Below are 26,098 nucleotides of genomic sequence, written 5' to 3'. Positions count from 1 at the left end.
GATTAGATCATCAGGAACTGCGCCGAGGGTGAAACTGGGCCAGAGATAAACGGAGGTTTACCATGCGTATCTTGATAACCGGCGCAACAGGGCTGATCGGCCGCAGCCTGACCCAGCGACTGCTAAGCCTCTCGCACACCGTGACCGTGCTGAGCCGCGATCCCGAGCGCGCTAAACGGGTGTTAGGTCAACAGGTTACCTGCTGGTCTACGCTAGATGACCGACAGAACCTCGATGACTTTGATGCGGTAATTAACCTCGCCGGTGAACCTATTGCAGATAAGCACTGGACGGCGCAGCAAAAAGAACGTCTGTGCCAAAGCCGCTGGCAAATAACCGAGCGTATCGCCAATCTGATTAAAGCCGGTCAGCAACCGCCTAAAGTGCTAATTTCTGGCTCTGCCGTGGGTTTTTACGGCGATCAGGGCGACTCTTTTGTCACTGAGGAAGAAACTCCTCATGATGAATTTACCCATCAGCTTTGCCAACGTTGGGAAAATCTGGCGTTGGCGGCAGAAAGCCCGCAGACGCGCGTGTGTTTGTTGCGTACCGGCGTAGTGCTGGCTGCCGACGGAGGTGCCCTGGCAAAAATGTTGCCGATTTTCCGGCTGGGCTTGGGTGGACCTATCGGAGATGGACGCCAATATCTGCCATGGATTCATCTGGATGATATGGTCAATGGCATTCATTACCTGCTAACCAGCGACGAGCTGCACGGCCCGTTCAATATGGTTGCGCCTTATCCGGTACATAATGAGCAGTTCAGCGCCACGCTGGGGGACGTATTGAATCGCCCGGCCTTTATGCGCGTCCCTGCCACCGTTATCCGGCTACTGATGGGAGAATCCGCGGTATTGGTGTTAGGCAGCCAAAGAGCATTGCCGAAACGTATAGAAGAGGCTGGTTTCGGTTTCCGTTATTTTGATTTGGAAGAGGCGCTGCGAGATGTGCTGCAAAAGCCGCTTCCTCGTCCGCACCTCTAATTATCCATTTTTTGATTATTTCAATGCGCCTGAAAGAAACTGTTTCAGGCGCGCACTTTGCGGATTACCGAACAATTCGGCCGGTGGCCCTTCTTCCTCAATAACACCTTTATGCAGAAATATCACATGGTTGGAAACGTGGCGGGCAAACTCCATTTCATGAGTCACGACCACCATGGTTTTCCCTTCTTCCGCCAGTTTTTGCATAATTCGCAGCACTTCTCCTACTAACTCAGGATCCAGCGCCGAAGTCGGTTCGTCAAATAGCAAAACATCCGGCTCCATCGCCAGCGCCCGCGCAATGGAAACCCGCTGCTGCTGGCCGCCAGACAGATGAACCGGATACTTTTGCCGCGCCCGTTCATCAATGCCAACCTTATCCAGATAGCGAATCGCTCTCTCCTTCGCCACCGATTTGCTCAGGCCGAGCACCTGAATTGGCGCTTCCATAACGTTCTCCAGCACCGTCATATGGCTCCACAGATTAAAATGCTGGAATACCATCGTCAGGCGGGTACGCAACAGTTGCAGCTGTTTTTTATCGAATACTTTCAGTTGCCCGTCTTTATCACGAACTAACTTTATGTCTTGATTATTCACGCTAATCGAACCTTCACTGGGTTTTTCCAGAAAGTTGATACAGCGTAAAAAGGTGCTTTTCCCCGATCCTGATGATCCAATAATGGAAATCACGTCACCGGCTTTCGCCGATAGCGATACGCCTTTTAATACTTCATGCTCGCCATAGTGCTTATGCAGCTCGATCACGGCTAATTTGGTTTCGGATGTTGTTATCATCATTCTCTCCGTACTTGGCGCCAGCGGGGAGCCTGCGCATCCCTGATTTAAAATGCCCCATCCCGTAGCCCCGACGGGATAAAACTTTAATGCGTCGACTGCGGCTTAATATGTGCCAACCAACGCTTTTCCGCCTGACGAAACAGGCTGATCAAACCAAATGAAATTATCAGATACAGCGCCGCCGCGATGCCAAAAGCGTAAAAAGGTTGATAGGTCGCGGCGTTGATATCCCGCGCGATTTTCAGGATATCCGGTACGGTGGCGGTAAAAGCCAGCGCCGTGGAGTGCAGCATCAAAATGACTTCGTTACTGTAAGCCGGTAAGGCGATACGCAGCGCCGAAGGTAAAATAATGCAGCGGTAGAGCTTAAATCGGGAAAAACCATAGGCATTCGCCGCTTCAATTTCCCCCTGCGGCACCGCCCGGATGGCTCCGGCAAAGATTTCCGTGGTGTAGGCACAGGTATTCAGCGTCAGCGCCAGAATGGTGCAATTCAGCCCGCTGCGGAAAAAGGCGTTTAAAAACTCGCTGCCGCGCACAATTTCTAGGCTGTACATACCGGAGTAAAACACCAAAAGCTGTACGTAGAGAGGCGTACCGCGAAAGATATAGGTGAAGAACCATACCGGCAGGCTAATCGCGCGATTTGGTGAAACCCGCGCTACAGCCAGCGGAATCGCCAGCAGCCCGCCCATCACCACCGAAGAAATCAGCAGCCACAGCGTTATCGCCACGCCGGTAAAACGGTAGCCATCGCTCCAAAGCAGTGACTGCCAGTATTGATGCAGAATATCCATCATAGCTCAGCCCTCTTCACACCTTGAGAATAACGGCGTTCCAGCCACCACAGCACACCATTGGATAACGTGGTGAAGATCAGATAAACCGCACCGGCCACCATAGCAAAGAAGAACGGCTCGTAAGTCCCTTTACCCGCCAGTTGCGTGGCTTTAACCACATCGTTTAAACCCAGAATGGAGACCAAGGCCGTTGCTTTTAGGATCACCTGCCAGTTATTACCAATGCCGGGCAAGGCGTAGCGCATCATGGCGGGAAACATAATCCTACGGAATATCTTGCTGTGGGAAAAACCGAAAGCAGTCGCCGCCTCGATTTGCCCACGGGGAACGGCCATATAGGCACCGCGGAAGGTTTCGGTAAAATACGCGCCGTAAATAAAACCCAACGTGATAATACCGGCAGATAATGGATCAATATCGATCTGACTGAATCCCAGAGATTCAGTGATGGAATTTAAGATGATCTGCAAACCGTAAAAGATGAGCAGCATTAAGACCAAATCAGGCACCCCGCGAATCAGGGTGGTGTAACACTCAAATACGCTGGACAACAAGCGATTAGCGGATAATTTCCCCCCAGCGCCCACCATGCCTATCACCAAGGCCAGCAGCACCGAGCACAACGCTAATTCCAGCGTCACCAGCGCACCATCAAATATCAGTTTGGAATATCCATCCAGCATCGGTTTTTCCTGCTATCACTGAGTGTGGGTCTGGTTGGTTGTCAGAAATTGCCTCTGCCATTGCGGCAGAGGCTGAGCAACCTGTCGGTAAAACTAGTCGTAAACGTTAAAATCGAAGTATTTCTTCGCCAGCTTGTCGTAAGTGCCGTCTTTGCGCATTTCGGCAAAGGCTTTATCCAGCGCCGCTTTCAGTTCGGTATCATCTTTACGTAAGCCCATACCAGTACCCACGCCGAAGAATTTGTCATCTTTTACCGAAGGACCGGCAAAGGCATAATCTTTGCCGCCTTTTTGCTTCAGGAAGCCTTCGCTAGCTGCCACTTCATCCTGGAAGGCCGCGTCGATACGACCAGAAGCCAGATCGGCATAAATCAGATCCTGATTCTGATAAGCCACCACATCTACCCCTTTGGGCTGCCATAAAGCATTGGCAAACGCTTCCTGGGTTGAACCTTGCAATACCCCAATGCGCTTGCCTTTCAGAGATTCCAGCGTGGGTTGAATGGTCGAGCCTTTCTGGGCAATCAGGCGAGAGTTCGCCGCGTAGAGTTTGTCAGTGAAGGCAATTTCTTTCTGTCGTTTCTCAGTAATGGACAAGGATGCGATGATGGCATCGATTTTTTTCGCTTTCAGAGAGGGGATCAGCGCATCGAAATCGCTGTCGACAAAGGTGCATTTAGTATCAATGCGATTACAGAGTTCTTTCGCTAAATCAATATCGAAACCCACCAACTCACCGCTGGCATTTTTAGACGAGAATGGCGCATAAGTAGGATCGGTGCCTACTTTCAACGTCTTAGGTATGGCAGCAAAGGCGCTGCTGGCGGTTGCCAGAGCCAGTACCATAGAAATGGCCAATATCTGCTTTTTCATACATTACCCTCAAATTGATTTTCGATGCCACGGAGTACGTTGCTATTTTGTCGTCCCTGAGCTTTCGTAAATCAATTTGCAGTAATCGTGCCAGTAATGACGAATAATGAAAGGATTTCCATCAGTCCCATTATCAGCGCGATAACCACTAAAATCGACAGTTCGAAAGACGTCAGCGCCCGCAAACAGGACAAAATGCGAAATTCGTCCAACTACGCAGGAAACTAAGCAGGATCATTGTGGTGCATAATCTGTTTAATTTTAGTGCGATGTTGCACAAATGTATCAATTTGGGGAAATATTGTTAATTTGAGCCTTGCCAACGAACAAACAGATCCTGAGGCAATTCGATATCAAACTGATCTATTACCCGATTAACGGTTTGGTCGATAATATCCTGTACGCTGGTTGGCCGATGATAGAAAGCCGGCACCGGCGGCATAATAACCGCTCCTAATTCAGCAGCTTGTGTCATCAGGCGCAGGTGGCCTAAGTGCAGCGGCGTTTCACGCACGCACAGGACTAGCGGGCGGCGTTCTTTCAGCACAACGTCGGCAGCACGCGTGAGCAGTCCGTCGGTATAGCTATGTACAATGCCGGATAGGGTTTTGATCGAGCACGGTAGAATCACCATGCCTGTGGTTTTATAGGAACCGGAGGAAATAGTGGCAGCAATGTCTCGGGCATCGTGAACCACGTCGGCCAGCGCCTGTACATCTCGCAGGCTCAGATCCGTTTCCAGCGCCAAAGTTTGCCGGGCAGCATTACTAATAATCAGGTGGGTTTCCACATCAGCGACGCTTTGCAGCACCTGTAATAGCCGAACGCCGTAAATCGCCCCGCTAGCGCCGGAAATACCGATAATAAGTCGCCTCATGAAGAACTGCCTCAAACTGGCCGCGTATTCAAAGAAAAATGCGGAAAAATAATGGAATAGGGACAAACTGTGCCGTATCACAGAAATATTAGCAAGATATGACAAAAAAAGGTGCACCGCTTTGATTAGCCGGTTGCACCTTTTTAATACCCAGAAAGCCCCTTGGCACTTAACGCTGCAACGCTACTGAACCAGCGAAATAGCGTGCGGAGAATTACCCCTCGTTATGCATCTCAAGGTTTTCTGCTTCATTTTGACTACGCAACGCCTGAGCGTCATCGCTACGTAAAGACTCCAGATATTCCAGATAGCTCTGATCGACGTCTTTAGTGACGTAAATGCCGTTAAATACCGAGCATTCGAACTGAGTAATATCCGGATTGTCTTCACCTACCGCGTCAATCAAATCGCTTAAGTCCTGGAAAATCAGGGCATCGGCGCCGATCAGCTGTTTGATTTCGTCAACCTCACGTCCGTGAGCAATCAGCTCATTGGCACTCGGCATATCAATGCCATAAACGTTAGGGAAACGAATTTCTGGCGCAGCGGAAGCAAAGTAAACTTTCTTCGCTCCGGCTTCGCGAGCCATTTCCACGATCTGTTCGGACGTAGTGCCACGCACGATGGAATCATCCACCAGCAGCACGTTTTTATCCCGGAACTCGGCGCGGTTGGCGTTCAGTTTACGGCGCACAGACTTACGGCGTTCCTGCTGCCCCGGCATGATAAAGGTACGGCCCACATAGCGGTTTTTAACAAAACCCTGGCGATACGGTTTATCCAGAATACGGGCGATTTCTAACGCGATATCGCAGGAAGTTTCAGGAATCGGAATAACAACGTCGATATCCAGATCTTCCCATTCCTTGGCAATTTTAGCCCCTAACTTCTGACCCATGCGTACACGGGCGCTGTAGACCGAGATTTTATCGATAAAGGAATCAGGGCGAGCAAAATAGACATACTCGAACAAGCAAGGATTGTACTTAGGATTTTCTGCGCACTGGCGAGTAAACAACTGGCCTTTTTCGGTGATATACACCGCTTCGCCCGGAGCCACATCACGCAGAAATTCAAAGCCTAGCGTATCCAGCGCCACACTTTCAGAGGCAACCATATACTCATTACGGCCATCAACCAGGGTGCGTTTACCAATCACCAAAGGGCGAATACCGTTCGGATCGCGGAAAGCAACCATACCGTGGCCTATGATCATCGCTACGCAGGCATAAGCACCGCGAATAAGCTGATGCATGGCGGCAACGGCAGCAAAAATATTGTCTGTTTCCAACGGATAATGTTGGAAGCGATCCAGTTCGCTGGCGAAGATATTTAGCAGAATTTCTGAATCAGAAGTGGTATTCACATGACGGCGGGAGACTTCGAACAACTGCTTTCTCAGCTGGTGAGCGTTAGTCAGATTGCCGTTGTGAGCCAGCGTAATACCAAACGGTGAGTTAACGTAGAAAGGCTGGGCCTCAGAGGCGCTGGAGCTGCCGGCGGTTGGGTAGCGGACGTGACCAATGCCCATATTTCCCTGCAGCCGGAGCATATGCCGGGTTTCAAAAACATCCTTCACCAAACCGTTCGCTTTACGCAGACGGAATCCATTATTGGCATCAATGGTGACGATGCCTGCGGCATCCTGACCTCGGTGCTGAAGCACCGTTAACGCATCATAAATCGACTGGTTTACCGGTGTAAAACCGGCGATACCGACAATACCGCACATGTGTCTTTCCTCATAAGCCGCTCCGAATCGGTAATTGATTCGGCAAGAAACTCGACGTGCTCTGCAGGTAGTCAAAGAACCACCTGATGATATAACTGAACTGCGGAATCAACTGCGACTGTTTCCAGTCTTCACTTTGTGAGAAGCCGGTAAAGGTATCCAGAAAGAACAGCATGGCGGCAACGATCAACACACCTCGCAGTGCGCCGAAACAGATCCCCAACACTCTGTCCGTTCCCGATAACCCGGTACGCTCAACCAGCGAGCCAATCACGTAGTTAACAATTGCTCCGACGATCAATGTCGCAATGAACAAGATGCCGATCGCGATGCCATTGCGTACGAGTTCGTCTTCAAAACGCGTGAAGTAAACGGCAAGATAAGCATAAAAATGGCTGGCAACAAAAAACGCACATCCCCATGTCACAAGTGACAATGCTTCACGGACAAAACCCCGGATCAAGCTGACTAAAGCAGAAAACCCGATAATTCCTATAATGACGTAATCAATCCAAACCATGACTATTCCAATGATGAAATCGCCCCTACATCCTGTTCGCGGCGAATTCTAACAGAAAAAGAAAACGTTTGCGTAGGGGAATTCCTGCGCTCCGATAAATAAAGTGCGGCGATTTTAAAAACAACAATCGCCGCACAAACTTAGCTATAACCCCTTGCCAGCCGTCGTTCTACCGCGGCGGGACAAGGGTAAATCACTTTAGCGGCCGGTATTGTATGCCTTAACCTGCCCGTTCAGGCCGCTTAGGGCATTCAGTTCAGGCAACGCCGATTGCAAATTCTGCTTTGAAGCATCCGGGCCAACGAATACGCGGGTAATTTCACCCTGAACCGGCGTAGCCGGCACGGTATAGGCGCGATGACCCGATAAGCGTAACTTCGCTACGATCTCATTCACTTTGGCCGCGTTTTTCAGCGCCCCCAGTTGAACCACATAGGCCTGTCCTGTCGGCGCTTTTTCTTCCACTTTCGCCTCAGGTTTGGTTTCTATCGGCTTAACTTCAGGCTTAGGTTTCACCTCAACCGGTTTAGGCGCGGCCTGTTTCTTCTCTATTGGTTTAACTTCTATCGGTTTAACTTCTATCGGCTTAACCTCTACCGGTTTTGGCGGTACAGGCTTAGTTTCAATAGGCTTACTGACGACCAGTGGCGGAGTTGCAACGCTACCTGCATCGTTAGCTGCCTGAGAGGCTGATTCTTCACCTTTATTGGCTCCGAGGGCTTCCGCTGCACCTTCTGGCGGCTGCGTCGGTAAAGGCTGGTTCACCGGCGGCACCACGTCGATTTCTTCCGCATCGCCGGGCTTAGGTACTAATGGAATAGCGGCAAACTCATCCTCATAATGCTTTTTCTTACCATCCAGCAAACCGGGTAATAAAATGACGCCCAGCGCCACCAAAATGACGGTACCCACTAAACGGTTCTGGAATTTACTGGCCACTCACACTCCCCGTTTTCAATGCTTCCATCACATGAGCCACGGTAAGGAAAGACCCACACACGATAACCACGTCTTCCGCTGTCGCATCCTGCATGGCCTGACGCCACGCCGTTGCCACATCGGTAAATTGCCGCGATGCTTCAAGATGCTGCGCCAAAGCTGCCGCGCTGGCTCCCCGCGGCCCTTCCAGCGGCGCACAGTACCATTCATCAACCTGCGGGCTTAAACACGCCAGCGTACCTGGGATATCTTTATCCGCCAGCATCCCCACTACCGCGCGAACTTTACCCTGAGTCGCCGGTAATTGAGACAGGCGATCGGCGAGATAACCGGCGGCATGAGGATTGTGAGCAACGTCCAGAATCAGCATAGGTCGTTCACTGACAATTTGGAAACGCCCCGGTAACTGCGCCGCGATCAGCCCCTGACGGATAGCTTCCTCAGCGATCTGGAGCGGCGAATAGTGCAATACCGCCAACGCCGTGGCTGCATTAGCCAAGGGGACGTTTGGCAACGGCAGATCCTTTAGTTCAGAGGCTCCGCACTGCCAGTTCCAGCTAGAATCCTGTTGGCTAAATTTCCAGGCTTCATCGCGGCGATACAAATGCGCGCCCAACTCTTTAGCTACAGCGGCGATGGAGTTTGGCATATCCGGCTCGCCGACCACCGCAGGCTTACCGGCGCGGAATACGCCGGCTTTCTCGCGACCGATACTTTCGCGATCTGCACCCAGCCAGTCGGTATGATCCAACGCAATACTGGTTACGCCCGCGACGTCTGAATCCACAATATTGGTTGCATCCAGACGCCCACCCAACCCAACTTCCAGAATCACCACGTCCAGTTTTGCCTGTTTAAACAGATGCAAAGCGGATAGCGTGCTGAATTCAAAATAAGTCAGGGAAATGTCGCCGCGACCGGCTTCGATATAGGCAAAAGATTGGCTATGTTCAGATTCAGGCAACTCATGGCCTTGAATGCGAACCCGCTCGGTGTATTCCAGCAAATGTGGGGAACTGTAGACGCCCACTCGTAAACCGGCGGCGAGTAAAATCGCTTCCAGCGTACAGCAAGTGGTGCCTTTACCGTTGGTACCGGCGATGGTGAAAACGATAGGCGCCGGCTTTAGCAGTTCGAGCCGCTCGGCAACCTGTTTGATACGCTCCAGACCCATATCAATGGCCTGAAAATGTAAACGCTCAAGATAGTAAAGCCACGCGGCTAAAGGCGACGTGGCTTGGGGGATTTGATGATTATTCATGAGTCCCGTCACTGGCCTTGGATTCATTCCATGGTGTTCGCCAGGCAGAACGCCTGACAGACGCCGGTTAAATTACCCTGTGGTTAATCAACCTTTAGCTCGCAATTTCTGTCAGCGATAATCGGGCATCACTCGGTAAAAGTGATGCCCGCAGGCCGAATTAGCCTTCTACTGCATCGTCGTTTTCGACTACGACAGTTTTGGCTTCAGCCACGATAGGCTGCGGCTGGTTGGTCAGTTTAGACAGAATGCTGGCCAAGGTTTCACGCATGACCGGACGGCGAACGATCATATCAATCGCGCCTTTCTCGATCAGGAATTCACTGCGTTGGAAGCCCGGTGGCAGCTTCTCGCGCACGGTCTGCTCGATAACACGCGGGCCGGCAAAGCCGATCAGCGCTTTTGGCTCGGCTATATTAATATCACCCAGCATCGCCAGGCTGGCGGAAACGCCCCCCATGGTCGGATCGGTCAGAACAGAAATGTAAGGCAAGCCGCGCTCTTGCATTTTTGCCAACGCCGCACTGGTTTTTGCCATCTGCATCAATGACATCAACGCTTCCTGCATACGGGCGCCGCCGCTGGAGGAGAAGCAGACCAAAGGGCAATTGTCTTCCAATGCCTGTTCTACCGCGCGGACAAAACGTGCGCCCACTACGGAAGCCATTGAACCGCCCATAAAAGCGAATTCAAAGGAAGCCGCAACGATAGGCATACCGTACAAAGTGCCTTTCATTGCGACCAATGCGTCTTTTTCACCGGTTTCTTTCTGCGCTGCAGAAAGGCGATCTTTATACTTTTTGGAATCCTTAAACTTCAGGATATCCTTCGGCTCCAGTTCGCTGCCCAGTTCAACTTCACTGCCTGCATCCAACAATGTATGTAAACGCTGACGCGCCGACATACGCATGTGGTGATCACACTTAGGACAAACTTCCAGATTACGCTCTAGCTCGGCGCGGTACAGAACCTGCCCACAGCTATCGCATTTTGTCCACACCCCTTCAGGTATACTCGCTTTACGGGTTTGCGTGATGTTGCTTTTGTTAAGAATTCGTTCAATCCAGCTCATCGATGACCTTTCTGTTTGAACCTGGCCGATGCCAGTCCGCTGTTCATGCTGTAACCATCTCCCTGAAAACACTGCCAACAAAAAGTGCCCAAACACCACGCCAACGAAGCGTGATTAGGCACAGGTTCTCGGAGTGTCCGCAGGAACAGACCATTAATGTTACACATTAAACCATATTGGCCCGACACTGTGGATAAAAAACTGGTCGAACCCTTGGTTACTGCAACATTTTTACTTATTTTTCTGGCGGGTAGCCGCGCGGCGATGCCGCCAAACCTCAATAACACCCGGCAAAATGGAAACAACAATAATCACTACTATCAGTAATTTCAGATTGTTCTGCACAAAAGGCACGTTTCCGAAAATATAACCAGCATAGGTGAATAATAACACCCATACCAACGCCCCTATCACGTTATACGCCGCAAAGTGACGATAGGACATTTTACCCATACCGGCGACAAACGGCGCAAATGTGCGCACGATAGGAACAAATCGAGCCAAAATAATCGCTTTCCCGCCATGTTTCTCATAAAACTGGTGAGTTTTATCCAGATAGGCGCGTCGGAATATTTTCGAATCAGGATTGCTGAACAGCTTTTCACCAAATACGCGGCCAATAGTGTAGTTAACCGCATCACCGATAATTGCGGCGATCACCATTAAAACCACCATGGTATGTACATTGAGATCGTTGGTTGGCAATGCAGCCAGCGTGCCAGCGACGAACAGCAGGGAATCCCCTGGTAGGAACGGCGTCACAACCAGACCGGTTTCACAGAATAAAATCAGAAACAGGATGCCATAAACCCAAATACCGTACTGCGCTACCAACTCTGCCAGATGGACATCAATATGCAGAATAAAATCAATAACGAACCGTATGAATTCCATAAACACTCTCAATTAGCGAGCGCACCGCCGCCCACCTGAATCAGGTAGATGAGTTGCTCTAAATATATTGACTAGTCGCCCGGACACTATTCTCAACCCAAAGTCTTTCTTAGCCAAAAGTTATTCTCAGCTAAAAACCATGCTTAGCTAAAAGCTTTTCACAGCTAAGAACTCATCGTCAGCCAAAAACAACGGCCCCATAGGTACCTGAGGTAAATCAAAATGTTCCGGATAATCTACCGCCACTAAATATAACCCTTCGGCCTTCGCCGTTGCCGCCGCTTTGGTTCGATCTTTCAGCGCCAATAGCTCCGCAATCCAGTTTTCGTCTTGATTACCGCATCCAACCTCAATCAAGCTGCCAACGATATTTCGCACCATATGATGAACAAATGCGTTGGCCTTGATATCTACCACGATATAAGCGCCCTGTCGGGAAACTTTTACATGTTTTACATTTCGCCACGGCGTGCGGGACTGGCATTGCACCGCTCTGAACGAGGTAAAATCGTTTTCCCCCAACAGCGCCTGCGCCGCGCGCGCCATTTTTTCCGCATCCAACGGCATATAGCAGTGGGTCACGCCCTGCGCCAAAATAGCCGGACGATAGCGATGGTTATAAATCACATAACGATAGCGACGCGCGGTAGCGCTGAAACGCGCGTGGAAATCTTCACTGACGGTTTTTACCCAGCGCACCGCGATATCCGGTGGCAAATGGGTATTGACGCCCATGGTCCAGGCCGCATCTTTTCGCACCGCTGAGGTGACAAAATGTACTACCTGACCGGTTGCATGCACGCCTGCGTCAGTACGACCGGCGCACTGCACGGTGATAGGCTCGTTGGCCACTCGGGTCAACGCCGCTTCCAGACAGGCCTGCACGCTGGCCACTTCTTGCTGACGCTGCCAGCCAAAGTAGCGGCTGCCGTTGTATTCAATGCCCAGCGCGATCTTCAGACCCGCCGCCTGCTCCGGCTGCGGGGATAATTCAAGCTCAGACATTAGTACAGTTGCTCCTGCAACAGGCGCTCTGCGGTTTCGATTGCCATCAGCGCGCCGCCGAAGCGAATATTGTCGGCAACGGACCAGAATTGCAGAATCTCAGGAATACCGTAATCGTTACGCACACAACCAATACTCAGATAGTTGCTGCCAGAAGCATCGCTAACCTGCGTTGGGAAATCATCTTCTTCCGTCAACTGAATATCTTCACAGCTTTCCAGTTCACTGCGAGCTTCATCAGAAGCGATAGGACGCAAGGCTTCCAAATGAACCACTTGTGCATGACCGTAGAAAACCGGCGACTGAATGCAACTGACGGAAATCGGCAGGCCTTCGTCTTGCAGCACTTTGCGCACCTGATCGACCAAGCGGCGCTCTTCACGCACGCTGCCCTCTTCGTCCGCCAGCAGTGGCAAGACGTTAAACGCCAGCTGTTTCGGGAAGATAGCAGCTTCAGCCGGAATACCGTTCAGCAATTTGGCACTTTGACCGGCTAAATCATCCACGGCGGCTTTGCCGTGAGCAGAAGCCGAAATCAGGCTGGTAACGTGTAAACGGGACAAACCGGCCTGCTCGGTCAGCGGTTTGATTGCCGTCAGTAACTGGCTAGTGAGGCTATCGGCTACCGCTACGATATTACGGTTACGATAATCGGCCAGAACCTGCGGATTGACGCTTGGCACCACCAGCGGAACGTCGGGTTCCATGGCGAACAGGCCGCTGCTATCAATCACCAGACAACCGGAGTTACCGGCGTCCTCCGCATACAGCGCAGAGGCTTCGCTGCCTGCCACAAAGAAGGCCAACTGGGCCTGCGACCAGTCAAACTCTGCCACATTTTCCACCAGCAGGCTTTTGCCATTGAAACGCACCGTGGCTCCGGCGCTACGCTCGCTGGCCAGAGGATACAATTCACCAACCGGGAACTGGCGCTCTTGTAACAGCTCCAGTAAAGCTTCACCTACTGCGCCCGTAGCTCCTAACAGAGCAATATTCCAGCCGTCAGACATGTTGGTTTTCTCCACAATAATTCGTTCAAATACAAAGAGGCGGTCAATACCGCCTTGATAATCTAAATTCAGGTCATTTGCAGCGTTTAACTCGCTGACAAACTGAAATGCCTACAAAAGCTGAGTCGTGAAGCCCAGTTTTTGCAGTAATTCTGCGCTGGCCTCATCGTCGCACTGTACGCACAACGATGACCATTCACGACGTTCTTGATAATGCTTACGCAGCCGATCAAATTCGCCTTTAATACCGGCAACCTGTCGCAACGGCGCATCATCGCGGCGCACATCATACACCAAGTGCATTAATCGCTTTAATTTGCCTTCATCCAACCCGCCATTTAACCGAATATGGCTAAATTCCGGCTGAGGTAACAATGAGGACAATTCCACCGATTGCGGCTGACCAATATGCCGGCTGAAAGCTTCAAATACCTGCGTGGTGCCGCGCGCCTTGCCTTCCAGCGTATAACCGGCGATATGTGGCGTGCCAATATCCACCCGCGCCAATAGTGGCAGCGATAGCTCTGGCTCAGGTTCCCACACGTCCAATACCACGCTGAGTTTTTTACCTTTTTCCAACGCCTTCAGCAGCGCCGCGTTATCGACGACAGCACCACGACAGGCATTGATCAGAATACGGTTATCCGGCAGTGCGGCCAGCAGCTCGGCCTCCGCCATGTGCAGGCTTTGATAAGGGCCACTTTTGTTTAACGGCGTATGGAAAGTCAGCACATCCGCTTCCCGCACCAGTTTTTCCAACGGCCAGAATTCTTCTGAATCCCCCCGATCCGCACGCGGGGGATCGCACAATAACGTCCGAACGCCTAAGGCTTGCAAGCGCGCATTAAGCCGCGCCCCCACATTACCTACACCAATAATTCCGACGGTTTTATCACGCAGATGGAATCCATCGCGCTCCGCCATCATCATCAGGGCAGAAAAAACGTATTCCACCACCGCGAGAGCATTACAGCCGGGAGCCGCCGAAAAACCGATCCCCTGCTGACGTAGCCAGACCTCATCCACATGATCCGTGCCCGCGGTAGCGGTGCCAACAAAACCGATGCCAGTGCCTTCTAACAATTCCGCGTTGACTTTAGTGACAGAGCGCACCATCAGCGCGTCCGCGTGGGTCAAAGCCTCAAGGGGAATTGGTCGCCCCGGCACCGCCTGCACTTCACCTAAACGCTGGAACAGGTCCTTGGCGTAAGGCATATTTTCATCAACCAGAATTTTCACTTTGCTCTCCGACAGCGCGCTGCCATACCGATGAAAAAGATGGGCGCTATTTTGCCACTGAATGAACTCGAACCCAACGTTATAACTGAGGCTTTCTTCGGAAAATCTATTGTCCGCGCCGATAACGCTCCGGCGTGGTGCCTGAAATTTGCTGGAACATAACAATAAAGGCCGACGCCGAGCTGTATCCCACTTCCAACGCCACGCTATTTACGGTTTTTCCTTGTTCTAATAGAGAAATAGCATGTAAAAACCTCAGTCTTTGCCGCCACTCGCTAAAAGGCATGCCTAATTCCCTCTGGCAGCGGCGAGATAACGTGCGCTCGGTGCTGTAAACCCGTTTAGCCCATTGAGATAACGACGTATTGTCTGACGGACAGCGCTCCAACGCGGATAAAATGGGTGCCAGCAGTTTATCCTGCGAGGTGGGCAAATAAGTGCGTTGTATCGGTGATATTTTCAGTTGGTCGATCAACACCTGCACCAAACGGTGATCCTGCGGCGTCTGCGGCGCAGACATCCCGCGCGTAAAGCAATCTTCCAGAATGACATTAATGATCGGGCTAAAGTTAATCAGACAGGGAGAATCCGGCAGCTCTTTGCATAAATCCAACGCAATATCTATGGCCCGATATTGGGTTGGCCGCCGATTATAGCTAGAGTGCTCCATTCCGCTAGGTATCCATAGGCTGAACTCTGGCGGAGCAAGGAAGCGCTGCCCACCGACGCTCATGGCAACGACGCCAGATTTGACGCAAATTAACTGCCCATATTGATGAGAATGCGGCAAAAACTCCGTATCAGCATTGAGTTCCTCACAACGGAGCAACAGGGTTTTAGGTGGCGCAGCCAGCGCCTTGGGTAGCAAGGAAGAAGCCATCATTGAGACACCATGGTTAATCAGATTGTTGTGGCTAAGGCGTTCGCTACCGAGCAAATGTCTTAATTGCGCTGAATCTTGTCCGATTATCAGTATATATAATAAATCAGACAGGAGTAGACTAGCGTACAAGTTAGTTTAAATGAGAATAGTTATCATGAATGTGCTTTTCCCTCTGTTCGCGGTGATCATTTGGTCGGTCAATGCCGTGGTCAGTAAAATCTCTGCCACGGCTATCGACCCAGCGGCAATCTCTTTCTATCGCTGGTTACTGGCGTTTATCACCCTTACCCCTTTTTTACTCATGGGCGTGATTCGCAACTGGCCGGCGATTAAGGTTTACTGGTGGAAACTGTTCATTCTGGGCCTACTGGGAATGGTGTTGTATCAAAGCCTGGCTTATTATGCGGCACACAGCGTTAGCGCCCTGTTTATGGGGATTCTCAGCTCGCTTATTCCGTTGTTAACCGTATTAATCAGTATTGTCGTACTGCGGGTTGCTCCCACAGTAGGCATCGCTTTAGGCAGTATTTTATCGCTGGGTGGACTGGTGTGGCTGGTGAGCGCTGGCGATCCGGCGCAGTTGCTACAGCACGGTATTGGTCAAGGTGAGGCGATGATGCTGGCGGCCTCTACCTCTTACGCTCTGTACGGCGTACTCACCAAACGCTGGAATATTCAGCTACCTAACTGGCAATCTCTGTACATGCAGATTGTGTTTGGTGTGCTGTTGTTAATCCCTAATTTCCTGCTGGCAAGCGATGTGCAGCTTACCGCGCAAAATATTCCGTTGGTGCTATTTGCTGGTATCCCTGCGTCAATTATCGCGCCTTACCTGTGGATTCACGGCGTGATGCGTTTAGGTGCCAATACCGCATCGATTTTTATGAATCTGACTCCGGTATTCACCGCCATTATTGCCGTAAGCTTCCTGCACGAACAATTACACAGCTATCACCTGATTGGCGGGGGAATTACACTGGCCGGTGTCATTCTGGCGCAACGTCTGCGGATTCCACTACGTAAAACCCCAGCGCCAATTATTGAAATCAAGGTTGAATCAACCACCAATCAGCAAACGAATAAAAGCTAGCTGATTGAAAAACCGGTGCATGCCTTCCAGCCTGGAGCGATTTTTGTTCTGGCTGGGACGGCATATTTTCATTCGCAATACCAATAAATGAAAACTGTTCCGCATTAGCGAAATGTCAGCAAATGAAATTCTCTGCAATACTATTATTTTCACTCTCAACCCTGAACATAGACATCTAATATACTAGTTAATTATCTAATAAAATAATCACTTCTTGAAAGCGTTGTTAATAATATTTAGCAATAATATCATCTCCACTAATAAATATGAGATGATTACTATGCCAAAAGTGACAAACTTAACGAATAGTACACAACTGGTATTAAAGCCTCTCTCCGATGAAGTGCGTAGTGGATTTGGTTCAAAGCTCCAAAAAATCAATCAAACATCTACACCTTCCTTGTTAAGTAAAACCCAAAAGAATCAAAACAAGAACAAAGACAGTATATTTATAAAATCAATCAATGTATTTAATACATCAAAGAAAAACAAGCTTGGGAATATGAGTAAGTCAATTCATAACTACCATGCATTGGCCAAAAAACACAGAATTGAACAACCATCAACTTCATCAATAGATGACGCGTTGCCAACAAGAATAAAAATAAACGAAAAACTTGATGATGCAACCATCAGTGCTATAGGAAACGACATTAGAAACTGGTTGCAAGAGTATATTGACACCCCTAAAAATCAAGAATTACATATCGGTTATCTGTTAAGCGAAATTAATAATGAAAATAAAGATATTCATAAATATATAGAGCTACCTGAGATTTCAGGGAAAAGCATAGTCAGAGTAAGGCATTTACCGACAGAACCGGAAAAAATAGCCGAACTAATTCAACAAATATTAAAAGGTCACGGTAGTGGAACTCTCTCTAATAAATTAGATGATATCTTAAACCAAAATGGCGCACTGAACAGAATATTCAAAATTACCAGAATAGCTAAAGCGTTTAATAGACTTCTGGGTGGAAATATTAAAATAGAAGTACGTAAGCATCCGTTACCAATATCAACCATTGAAGAACCGCAGTTAATTATTAAAGAATTTGTGCCAACTCAAGCTGACATTGAAAAATTGAAAAGTGATATTGAGAATAGTTATAAATTATACTTAACATGTTCTCAAATCAGTAAAATCTTTAAAACCTTATTAAACATAAGGCTTAATGGCAATTACCAATCAGATATAAAAAACACCAACACAATCAACCATACATTAGCCCTTTCTAAAGCAGATATGCTTGAAGGTGATTACCAAACACTAGAAAAAAACAAAAAAACCATTGACGAGTATACTAACGCTCACTTCAGCAAATTCGATGCTGATTCAGTAGCATTGCTAGAATTAAAAAACCAGCCACCACTATTACTGAGCAGTAAAACAGGATTGCAACCAATCATCAGAGATGCAGTAAACAACTTAAAAATACATAATTCCCCTAAAAGTTTTTGGTGGAAAGTCGCAAGTTTTATTTTCCCTAACAAACACGCTGCTCAGAATGAGAAATATCAAAACATAAGAGATTCATTGATTTATGTATATGAATCAATAAATAAGCTTAAAGATATACAGAAATTTGAAAATGTGGAAAATACGACCTGGCTTCAGGATCTGGTGTGTACCCTATTGCTTCAGGCTACGCCTGAAAGATATTCCATTGGTTTCTTCAAACTCCCCTCACCAGAATATACCGCATGGAATACAAAATTGGCTGAATGGGGGGCTGTTAATTAATGGCGGTTACCAAAGTCTATTCAGGCTACGCCAGTATTGGATAAAAAACTGCACCTTACTCAGTGGATATCCAACTGAATAAGATGCAGTCCAATGTACTATCGGATTTTTACTATCTTAATTTAATCAGAAACTGGCCCACCACAACCGCAGTTTCATACCCCACAAACTGGTCCAGCCGCTGGTGCTGCTGACCATTTCTCCGCGATATAAAATTGCGATGGTCGGAGTAACCCCTATCTGCCATTGGGCCGAGAGTTGCCCCGAAGGATCGTTTACCACCGCCAAACGCTGACCTTTCTTTGCCAGCCACTTTTCTACCTGCTGGTTATCTCCGGAGCGCAGCGCTACGGTCATCACATTTTCCCCTTGAGCAGCCAGGGTGTTCACGCTAGGCGTAGTAAATTTACATACGCCACACCAGCTGGCCCAGAAATATACCAACAGCGGTTTTTCCTCACTCAGCGCTTTCAGAGACACCGGCTGCCCATCCAGAGTGACCAGTGATTCCTCCGCCCAGCTCGGCGGCGCCTGCGGGCTGCGCAGCCAATCCATAGCAACGGTCAACGCCAGCACCACCGCCAGCAGGATTAGCAGCTCACGGCTCCAACGTTTCAGTCGGCTCATTTTTCCGCCTGCGCCAGTTGCGCTTTAACAATTTCTTCTAGTTGATCATAGGATATTGCCCCTGGCACCATTTGGTCGCCGATTAACGTGGCGGGAGTCCCTTGAATACCCTGTTGATCGGCCAGACGCAGGTTAGTCCGCAATACGTTCAGGCTCTGCTCCGTGGGTTCCACCGCAACTACGCCGGTTTTTTTCTCGGCAGCAGCGATGCTCGCTGCATCATGGAAACCTTTTTTCGCCATCAAACGCTGATGAAACGGTAAAAATTGCTCCGGATGCTGTTGCCACAGCGTCAGAGCCACCTGGGCGCTGCGTACTGAACTTTCGCCTTTAAATGGCAACGGCTTGATCACTAAAGCCACCTGAGGATAGGTTTTAACGATCTTTTCCAACAGTGGATCGAAGGTTTTGCAATACGGACAGTTGTAATCGGTAAAGGAAACTAGCGTTAACTTCGGATTTTCCGCTCCCAAACGCGGGCTAGCTGGGTCCTGATACAGATCTTTTTCATTGGCTTTAATCAAGGCGCTCAGTTGCTTACCTTGCTCATCGTTAGCCTTTTGCTGCCACGCATTAACCGATTTTTCCAGAATTTCCGGATTAGAAATCAGAGTTTCTCCGATCAATTCTTTAATACGCAGCTCTTGCTCTGGAGTAAAAGGTGCCGCGAATACCGGCGCAGTTATCAGGGAAAGTACCAACAGAGTGACGATTTTCATGATTTATTTCCTTTAGCGGTGGCTAAAACGTCTAGCAGAGATTCACGGCTTAGCAGAGGGGACAGCACCACGCCCTGCGGGCTATTTGGGCCGTAGATTTGATTGAAAGGCACGGCAACGCTGCCGCGTTTACGTAAGAACGCCGTCATCTCTGGCGAAGGGCGCGTCCAGTCACCGCGTAGAGCGACTACGTCATCCTCCATCAGAGCCTTTTGCACGTCATCGCGCATCAATACGTTGATTTTATTGACTTTGCAGGTCACACACCAGTCAGCGGTCACGTCGACGAAAACCCGCTTGTTTTCCTTCAGCGCCTGCTGAATCGCAGTTTCACTGAGCGGTTGCCATGGCACACGATCGTGCAGCGGTTTACGCCACAGATCCGCGGTTAACGCGCCGACCAGCAACGCCACGCCAATCACTAACAGGCTGATTAGACTGACAATAGCGGCAATACGCACACCATAATGACGCCCAATAGCCAGCAACAAAGCCAACAGGAAAATACCGGCAATAATCCCGGTCCACAGGATGCCGATATGGCTGCTCAACAGGCTGATTAACCACAAACAGGACGCCAGCATTAACAGTCCCAATATCCCCCGCAGATGGTTCATCCAGCGGCCAGGGCGCGGCAGGCACAACGCCAACTTCGGCCAGGCGGCGATCAACAACCAAGGCAGACTCATTCCAACCCCGAGCGCAGTAAAAATGCCCCAAAGTGCCGGAAGCGGAGCGGCGAGCGCAAAAGCCACGGCCGTGCCGAGGAAAGGCGCGGAGCAAGGCGTCGCCAGCAGTGTCGCCAATGCGCCTTGCCAGAAATGCCCACCCAAGCCGTTGCCACCCTGAGTCGCAATGCGGGTCGTCGCCGAGGAAGAAAGTCGCACTTCAAACAGACCAAACAGATTAGCGCTGAATAACGCCGTCACCAGCACCATAAAGCCGATAAACCACGGGCTTTGGAACTGAATCCCCCAGCCGAGGGCGTGGTTGCCAAGACGTAGCGCGGTCATCAGCAACGCCAATAGCCAGAACGAGAAAAGAATTCCCATCGACGAGGAAATAAACTGCAATCGCACGCTACCGCGGCTTTGGTTTTCAACCTGCAAAACCGAGCCTAACTTCATCGCCAGTACCGGGAGTACGCAAGGCATCAGGTTCAGAATCAACCCGCCGGCCAACGCCATCAAAATCCACTGCCAATAGGCGGTGGCGGTATTAGGCAGCGAAACGCTATTCCCCAGTTTAACGGTGGCTTCCTGCGCCACGCCGCCGTCGCTGATCACCAGCGTTAGATTTTTCCCACGCAGATCCGGCGCGCTGTCACCCCAGCCATCGCTAGCCGGAACCCGAACCACCAGTTGCTCACCAGAAATGGCAATCACCGGTTTGCCCAAATCAGCATCATCGAGAGTGTCAAAGAACAGTTCTGGCTGCTGCCAACCCGCACGGCGCTGAGCTAAAATCTGCACTTCACCGTTACCATAACCGGCGGAAATCTCATCGACCAGACCGCTGGTTATCGGCACCTGCCCTAAGGCTTGCGCGAAATCGTAGTCAAAACGCGGATTGGAGCCGGTTTTACTCAGATCCAAACGGAAAGGATAATCCGTCAAAATACAGACGTTGCTACAGGTTGATAGGGTCAGCGTTCCCGATAGCACTGAATCCGACGTACCCGAAATCACTATCGGCAAGGAGACATGCTGTTGATAGCCTTGCGTAGAGATTCCTGATACATCAAAGCGTTGCGGCGTTGGCCAGTGCCATGTCACTTGGGCTGGCGCATGATCCCAACGTATCGACGGTGCAATACCGCCTTCGCCCGGCGAACGCCAATAGGTTTTCCAACCCTTTTCCAACGCGACCGACAGCAATAGGCGCGTATCGCCTTCGGCGGTAGGTTCAGCGCGCAGCCGTACCTTGGCATGGTCATTGAGCGGACTGATGAGCCAACCGCTATCCGCAGCCCACAGACTGGGCAGCCATAGCAGCGAAAGACAGAACAAGGCTGTCTTGAAAATATTGCGCATTACTTTTCTCCAAAAATAGATTAATCACACCAAATCAACTGGCGGAGTCGCTATTCCCGGAAAATGCAAAATCGGAGGTGCACCCTTAATCGACTGGGTGAAATGGCGCGCCGCGGCGGAAACCGCATCACGCACGGAGAGATTGGAACCAATAACAGTAACAATAATCCCAAAGCAAAATACGTCAGCTCAAACAGCACCGTTGGCGCGGCCAAGAGAGATTTAGCACTTAGCTCACAAGGTGCCTGTGACGTTTGCTCGTCGTCAACCGTCTGGCTCAGGGAAGTCAGGCCGAAATTTTGTTCTAACGCGTGCATGCTAGCCATGCGCTGAGTCATACATACTAGTACGACCAGACAAGCCAGACAGAGGAACCATTTTGCAATGCGTTGTTGATGAACCATTTAAGCCCTATTTTTCGTTGTGTACTCATCTTAGCGACATAATTAAGATTATCAATGCCCACAACATAAACATTCATCTAATAAAACCCAAGCCGGACTGTATTGATTGGACAAATTTACAGGTATTATAGCCCCAGCCTGCGCCAATCGCCGGGTAACCATGATTTTATTCCTAGCGAAGGACGGGTGAAATGCAACCTTTAAACGGCTCCGGCGCCCCTATAGCCAGCGATCGCACCACAACCGCTGTGCCGAACAAAACCAGCCCGTTGAACAGCGGTGACGATCAGGCGTTAACTCCGGCTCAGCGTACTACGCTGGAAAAGCTGATCGTACGAATTATGGCGCTCACGCCGGTAAAGTCGGCGGAAATATGGGCTACCCTACGCCACGATTTATCATTAACTAATACCGCAGAGCTGCTGGCACGACATTTTCAGCCGGCGGAACAGTTGCTGCAAACCCGTTTGGGTCAGGCGCAGGAAAATCACGCTAATCACCAGTTACGCCAACAGTTGACCGAACTACTACCTCAAGGGAATAACCGTCAGGCAGTCAGCGACTTTATTCGGCAGAACTTTGGCCATACGGTGCTCAGCCAGCTAAGCCATCAGCAATTACAGCAAGTCTTCGTACTACTGCAATCCGGTACGCTGACCATCCCGCAGCCGCAGCTTGCCGCCGTAACCGATCGCCCGCTATTACCCGCCGAGCACCAAAGCCTGCAATCGCTGGTCACCAAACTCAGCGCTGCAACCGGTGAACAGCCAGCTAAAATCTGGCAAGGGCTATTTGAGATGATTGGTATTAAGCATACCGATCCGCTTCCCGCTCGTCATTTTCAGCTTATGAGCCAGTTCTTACAGACCAAAGTCGCCCTCAGTCAGCAGGCCGCGCCAACGCTAGTAAGCCTGCAAGCCGCATTGAAACAGCCGGTAGATAGCACTGAGCAGAAACTGTTAACCGATTATGCTCAGCATCGTTTTCAGGCCAGCCCAACCACGCCGTTGACTCAGGCTCAGCTTAACGATGTCATTAACGTGCTATTTTCCAACCGCTTGGATCGCGCAATAACGATACAGCGCAGCGACGAACAAGGCCCGATTCAGCCGATTTACAATCCGTTTATCGCCGCACTGCCTGCTCCGTTGCAACCACTGCTGAAAAAGCCCTCGTTGGCCTTTATCGCTTTGATTATCGCCTTCGTCGTATTATTTATACTGTTTATCTGATGATTGGTTGGCTCAGGATTACCCCTGAGTCAGCTACAGCAACACCCAGCCCACCAGCGCTCCCCATAGTAATAACGGCAGTGAAAATGCGTGAAACTTCAGCCAGATACTAGGCTCTTTGGCCATTCTTAAGGCAATAAGATTTGCCATGGAACCAATTGCTAATCCGAAGCCGCCAATATTGACCGCATAAGCCAGCAAAGCACTGGAAGGCACGTAATTTAATAACAGGATCGTCGCGGGCACATTGCTTATGATCTGCGAAGAACCGATTCCAAGCAGATAAATACCCGATGGTGGCAATGTACTGATACCACCAAACAGGCTTTGCAGCGCCGGTAATTCCGTCAATAGTCGAATATCGATAAACATGGCCATAAACACAAAAATCAGGCTCCAGTCGATATAAAGCAATACCCGTCTGGCCAGCAGTAATAGCCCGATTGATACCGCCATTAACCCATAAAGACCCCAGCCTAAATCGACGCTAACCACAAACAAAATATACAGCACCAGACAACTCAGTAATAAACCCGATTGATACGGATATTCTGGAGTATCACGACGCTTACTGATTTGACGAGCGGGGAAAAACAGCCAAGTCAGCCCAAATAACGTCATTAACATTGCCGCAGCTAAAGGCAGCATTTGCTGCGTAAAGGTTAAAAATGACAGCTCAGATTGACTCCACAGCAGGATATTTTGTGGATTTCCAATCGGCGTCAGCAACGAACCAGCATTGACCGCAATGGCTGAAAAAATAATTAACCGACTAACCGGCAGCGATGACATTTTTTTTAAGGTCAGAATCAGCGGCACCACGATAAACAGAGCGACATCATTGGTGAGAAATGAGGAAAGCAAAGCCGCTGATAATACCAAAAACAGCGCCATATGCCGTTCAGTGTGGAGTTTATTAATTATCTTACGGCCAATAAAATCAAAATAACCGCTCACCTCTACGCCCTTGGTCAACAGCATAAGTCCCAGCAAGGTAATGATGGTGGTCCAATCGATATAATCAGGGAAAGCGTGAATTTTCTCTGGCATCCAGAGACTCAGCCCAATCCCCACCAGCAGTAAAATATGCAGCAGACGATCGCGTAAAAAAGGTTTAAATAACGTATTCAGGCCGGTACGCAGAGAAATTGATCCAGTCATAGAAAGCGTTGACCATTGAGAAGAAATTAGCCTCAGCTTAACCGAGAGAGCCGGAGCAGTAAAATACGGCAGGAGTTACTCTCCTGCCGCGAATAGCCGTTTAGATATGAGTATTTTCCTTCATTGCCTGTCGGAAATCGTCCATAGAGCAAAAACCTTGGGCATCAATTGGGCAGCCTTCAATTTCCAACGTGACGCGCTCAGGCGGCGCTTGCAAACTCAGCGGCGTTTTATTGCGAATCTGTTCGGTTGAAAGATAGATATATTCAATCTTCATCAGATCTTTATTATTTTTTGTGTCTTTCCAGCGTTCAAATACTACTTTTCCGCTGATCGGCGTTTTCTCATACTGATTAGGTAATTGATAGTCTTTGGTTTTCATGGCGGCTAGCAAAGAGGCAATATTAGAATCATGCCCTACCAGCACCGCTAATTTAGCTTGCTGCGCCAATTGCTCATTTGGCGTTTTCTCTCCCACCGGATCTAAAGCAGCATGAATAAAATTAACCAGTTTCTCGGCGGCGTTATCCGCTATTGCCGGTGAACCAAATAAGGTTTCATGATATCGATTTTTTATCTCCTGCAATTGCTTCCACTCTTCCGGCGAAGCAATTCGCCCCCAAGCCACGTCTTTTAGCGGGAAACCCTCATAGTATTGCAGCATAAAGGCGTCAGACGCGCCGGTGCCCAACTTCAACGGCCCGGTCATTCCCGGTTCCTTGTTTTGCACCAGTGAAATTACGTTGGGTTGCTCGCTCCAATCACATTTTTTATCCTGCAAACAGGACGGCGAGTTTTTAAAATCCAATATCCGTGACAGTATTTGATAATTTGGCTGCAAACGCTGATTGAGTCCTGCTATACCACCGGGGCCAGCGTGCTGATTAATTGATGCTAATGCCTGAGCTTTAAATTCGGGCGTCACATCCAAGGTAATTATGGGATTAAATACCGGGTCCATCTTGCCAATGTCTTTTTGGTGATGCACCGGTACATTACAGCCGGGAAAAGCCCCAAATAGGAAATGCTGAGCCGTATCTATAGTACGTGGCAAACTATTGGCGTAGGTAAATACCTTGCCGTCTCCCGGGCAACCCTGCGCTGTCAGTAATTTATTCTGCACCAGCCACTCGCGGAAGTAACCGCCGAAAATAGCCTCAACTTCCGCGCCTTTTGGCGTTAACAATCCTCCGGGCGTTTCCCATTTCGGCCATTGAAACAGCGTCGCGCTAGACAAAATATCACCATAGTTAACCAACGGCGCACGAATACCGTGGCGGCTCATTACCAATACCTGCTCCAACTGATAACCGTTTTGTTCAGACCGAACATTATTGCCCCGATCCTGTGCTAAGGCCACTTCTGCAGCTGGTAATAACAGGGCAAGCAAAGTTAACGATGCGGCGGTTTTCACTTTTATCATCCCAGGCTCCGAGGTTTAATTTATATAGTTTTGATAATGCTATTTATTTATATATAAATATTACAACGACCATCATAGTTCGGCACTTGCGGC

The 26,098-nt window shown here is 49.6% G+C and carries 25 protein-coding genes; 4 read left to right on the top strand and 21 right to left on the bottom strand.

The genetic code is table 11. The features are described from left to right. Window positions 1-62 precede the first annotated feature (62 nt). Window positions 63-983, top strand: coding sequence for a TIGR01777 family oxidoreductase (locus tag ACQ4OC_RS06165; protein WP_064517185.1), 921 nt, complete (start codon window positions 63-65; stop codon window positions 981-983). Between the two features lie 15 nt (window positions 984-998). Here the strand turns inward: ACQ4OC_RS06165 and hisP are convergent, their stop codons facing one another. From hisP to ACQ4OC_RS06090, 15 genes are all read right to left on the bottom strand, one after another. Beyond that, entirely contained in the window at window positions 999-1,784 is a 786-nt protein-coding gene (gene hisP, locus ACQ4OC_RS06160) for a histidine ABC transporter ATP-binding protein HisP (RefSeq protein WP_064517183.1), read from the bottom strand. 83 nt (window positions 1,785-1,867) lie between these two features. Further along, window positions 1,868-2,584 (bottom strand): ABC transporter permease, encoded by a 717-nt coding sequence (locus tag ACQ4OC_RS06155; protein ID WP_064517182.1) that lies wholly within the window; start codon window positions 2,582-2,584, stop codon window positions 1,868-1,870. Further along, on the bottom strand, window positions 2,581-3,267 hold the full coding sequence (locus tag ACQ4OC_RS06150) for a histidine ABC transporter permease HisQ (protein ID WP_430971021.1): 687 nt from the start codon (window positions 3,265-3,267) through the stop codon (window positions 2,581-2,583). The genes ACQ4OC_RS06155 and ACQ4OC_RS06150 overlap by 4 nt, the downstream gene beginning before the upstream one ends. A gap of 93 nt (window positions 3,268-3,360) precedes the next feature. Further along, on the bottom strand, window positions 3,361-4,140 hold the full coding sequence (argT, locus tag ACQ4OC_RS06145; RefSeq protein WP_064517179.1) for a lysine/arginine/ornithine ABC transporter substrate-binding protein ArgT: 780 nt from the start codon (window positions 4,138-4,140) through the stop codon (window positions 3,361-3,363). 304 nt (window positions 4,141-4,444) lie between these two features. Next, window positions 4,445-5,017, bottom strand: coding sequence for a UbiX family flavin prenyltransferase (locus ACQ4OC_RS06140; protein ID WP_049597006.1), 573 nt, complete (start codon window positions 5,015-5,017; stop codon window positions 4,445-4,447). A 214-nt stretch (window positions 5,018-5,231) separates the two neighbouring features. Beyond that, entirely contained in the window at window positions 5,232-6,749 is a 1,518-nt protein-coding gene (gene purF / locus ACQ4OC_RS06135; protein ID WP_064517177.1) for an amidophosphoribosyltransferase, read from the bottom strand. A 10-nt stretch (window positions 6,750-6,759) separates the two neighbouring features. Continuing rightward, window positions 6,760-7,269, bottom strand: a complete 510-nt coding sequence (cvpA, locus tag ACQ4OC_RS06130; RefSeq protein ID WP_120805887.1) for a colicin V production protein — start codon at window positions 7,267-7,269, stop codon at window positions 6,760-6,762. A 198-nt stretch (window positions 7,270-7,467) separates the two neighbouring features. Next, window positions 7,468-8,208 (bottom strand): cell division protein DedD, encoded by a 741-nt coding sequence (gene dedD / locus ACQ4OC_RS06125; RefSeq protein WP_064517173.1) that lies wholly within the window; start codon window positions 8,206-8,208, stop codon window positions 7,468-7,470. Beyond that, complete coding sequence (gene folC, locus ACQ4OC_RS06120) at window positions 8,198-9,469, bottom strand: bifunctional tetrahydrofolate synthase/dihydrofolate synthase (RefSeq protein WP_120805883.1); 1,272 nt, start codon at window positions 9,467-9,469, stop codon at window positions 8,198-8,200. Before folC ends, dedD begins: the two co-directional genes overlap by 11 nt. A gap of 160 nt (window positions 9,470-9,629) precedes the next feature. Continuing rightward, on the bottom strand, window positions 9,630-10,541 hold the full coding sequence (gene accD, locus ACQ4OC_RS06115) for an acetyl-CoA carboxylase, carboxyltransferase subunit beta (protein WP_064517170.1): 912 nt from the start codon (window positions 10,539-10,541) through the stop codon (window positions 9,630-9,632). Window positions 10,542-10,772: 231 nt separating this feature from the next. Beyond that, the gene (locus tag ACQ4OC_RS06110) at window positions 10,773-11,435 is read right to left on the bottom strand and encodes a DedA family protein (RefSeq protein ID WP_064517168.1); all 663 of its coding nucleotides are present in this window, start codon (window positions 11,433-11,435) and stop codon (window positions 10,773-10,775) included. Between the two features lie 147 nt (window positions 11,436-11,582). Beyond that, a complete protein-coding gene (gene truA / locus ACQ4OC_RS06105) occupies window positions 11,583-12,440 on the bottom strand; it encodes a tRNA pseudouridine(38-40) synthase TruA (RefSeq protein ID WP_064517166.1) in 858 nt (285 codons plus the stop codon). Continuing rightward, on the bottom strand, window positions 12,440-13,450 hold the full coding sequence (locus tag ACQ4OC_RS06100; RefSeq protein WP_064517163.1) for an aspartate-semialdehyde dehydrogenase: 1,011 nt from the start codon (window positions 13,448-13,450) through the stop codon (window positions 12,440-12,442). The genes truA and ACQ4OC_RS06100 overlap by 1 nt, the downstream gene beginning before the upstream one ends. A gap of 111 nt (window positions 13,451-13,561) precedes the next feature. Continuing rightward, window positions 13,562-14,689, bottom strand: coding sequence for a 4-phosphoerythronate dehydrogenase PdxB (gene pdxB / locus ACQ4OC_RS06095; RefSeq protein ID WP_064517161.1), 1,128 nt, complete (start codon window positions 14,687-14,689; stop codon window positions 13,562-13,564). Between the two features lie 106 nt (window positions 14,690-14,795). After that, window positions 14,796-15,569 carry an AraC family transcriptional regulator gene (locus tag ACQ4OC_RS06090; RefSeq protein WP_128821785.1) on the bottom strand — a complete coding sequence of 258 codons (774 nt, stop codon included), beginning with the start codon at window positions 15,567-15,569 and terminating at the stop codon, window positions 14,796-14,798. Window positions 15,570-15,726: 157 nt separating this feature from the next. Between ACQ4OC_RS06090 and ACQ4OC_RS06085 the strand changes: the two genes are divergently transcribed. Both ACQ4OC_RS06085 and ACQ4OC_RS06080 read left to right on the top strand, forming a co-directional pair. Then, complete coding sequence (locus ACQ4OC_RS06085) at window positions 15,727-16,662, top strand: DMT family transporter (RefSeq protein ID WP_064517157.1); 936 nt, start codon at window positions 15,727-15,729, stop codon at window positions 16,660-16,662. A gap of 280 nt (window positions 16,663-16,942) precedes the next feature. Further along, window positions 16,943-18,406 (top strand): hypothetical protein, encoded by a 1,464-nt coding sequence (locus ACQ4OC_RS06080; protein ID WP_430971020.1) that lies wholly within the window; start codon window positions 16,943-16,945, stop codon window positions 18,404-18,406. A 126-nt stretch (window positions 18,407-18,532) separates the two neighbouring features. On the opposite strand, the gene ACQ4OC_RS06075 is transcribed toward ACQ4OC_RS06080, so the two are convergent. Genes ACQ4OC_RS06075 through ACQ4OC_RS06060 form a run of 4 tightly spaced genes read right to left on the bottom strand, consistent with a single transcriptional unit; the run spans window position 18,533 to window position 22,189 of the window. After that, on the bottom strand, window positions 18,533-19,033 hold the full coding sequence (locus ACQ4OC_RS06075; protein ID WP_430971019.1) for a protein disulfide oxidoreductase: 501 nt from the start codon (window positions 19,031-19,033) through the stop codon (window positions 18,533-18,535). Beyond that, window positions 19,030-19,752 (bottom strand): DsbA family protein, encoded by a 723-nt coding sequence (locus ACQ4OC_RS06070; RefSeq protein ID WP_430971018.1) that lies wholly within the window; start codon window positions 19,750-19,752, stop codon window positions 19,030-19,032. Before ACQ4OC_RS06070 ends, ACQ4OC_RS06075 begins: the two co-directional genes overlap by 4 nt. After that, window positions 19,749-21,785 carry a protein-disulfide reductase DsbD family protein gene (locus ACQ4OC_RS06065; RefSeq protein ID WP_064517148.1) on the bottom strand — a complete coding sequence of 679 codons (2,037 nt, stop codon included), beginning with the start codon at window positions 21,783-21,785 and terminating at the stop codon, window positions 19,749-19,751. Before ACQ4OC_RS06065 ends, ACQ4OC_RS06070 begins: the two co-directional genes overlap by 4 nt. Window positions 21,786-21,835: 50 nt before the next feature. After that, complete coding sequence (locus tag ACQ4OC_RS06060) at window positions 21,836-22,189, bottom strand: copper resistance protein (RefSeq protein ID WP_071925607.1); 354 nt, start codon at window positions 22,187-22,189, stop codon at window positions 21,836-21,838. Window positions 22,190-22,380: 191 nt separating this feature from the next. Between ACQ4OC_RS06060 and flk the strand changes: the two genes are divergently transcribed. Beyond that, window positions 22,381-23,421, top strand: a complete 1,041-nt coding sequence (gene flk / locus ACQ4OC_RS06055; RefSeq protein ID WP_064517146.1) for a flagella biosynthesis regulator Flk — start codon at window positions 22,381-22,383, stop codon at window positions 23,419-23,421. Between the two features lie 33 nt (window positions 23,422-23,454). Here the strand turns inward: flk and ACQ4OC_RS06050 are convergent, their stop codons facing one another. Together ACQ4OC_RS06050 and agp are read right to left on the bottom strand one after the other, a co-directional pair. After that, a complete protein-coding gene (locus ACQ4OC_RS06050) occupies window positions 23,455-24,582 on the bottom strand; it encodes an SLC13 family permease (protein WP_120805879.1) in 1,128 nt (375 codons plus the stop codon). Window positions 24,583-24,682: 100 nt separating this feature from the next. Next, a complete protein-coding gene (gene agp, locus ACQ4OC_RS06045; RefSeq protein WP_430971017.1) occupies window positions 24,683-26,005 on the bottom strand; it encodes a bifunctional glucose-1-phosphatase/inositol phosphatase in 1,323 nt (440 codons plus the stop codon). Window positions 26,006-26,098 lie beyond the last annotated feature (93 nt).

This window comes from Yersinia sp. J1 (assembly GCF_050586585.1).
In the GTDB taxonomy this organism is placed as follows: Bacteria; Pseudomonadota; Gammaproteobacteria; order Enterobacterales; family Enterobacteriaceae; genus Yersinia; species Yersinia entomophaga.
Note: the sequence above shows the minus strand (reverse complement) of the source record. Positions and strands in the feature narration are given on the sequence as shown.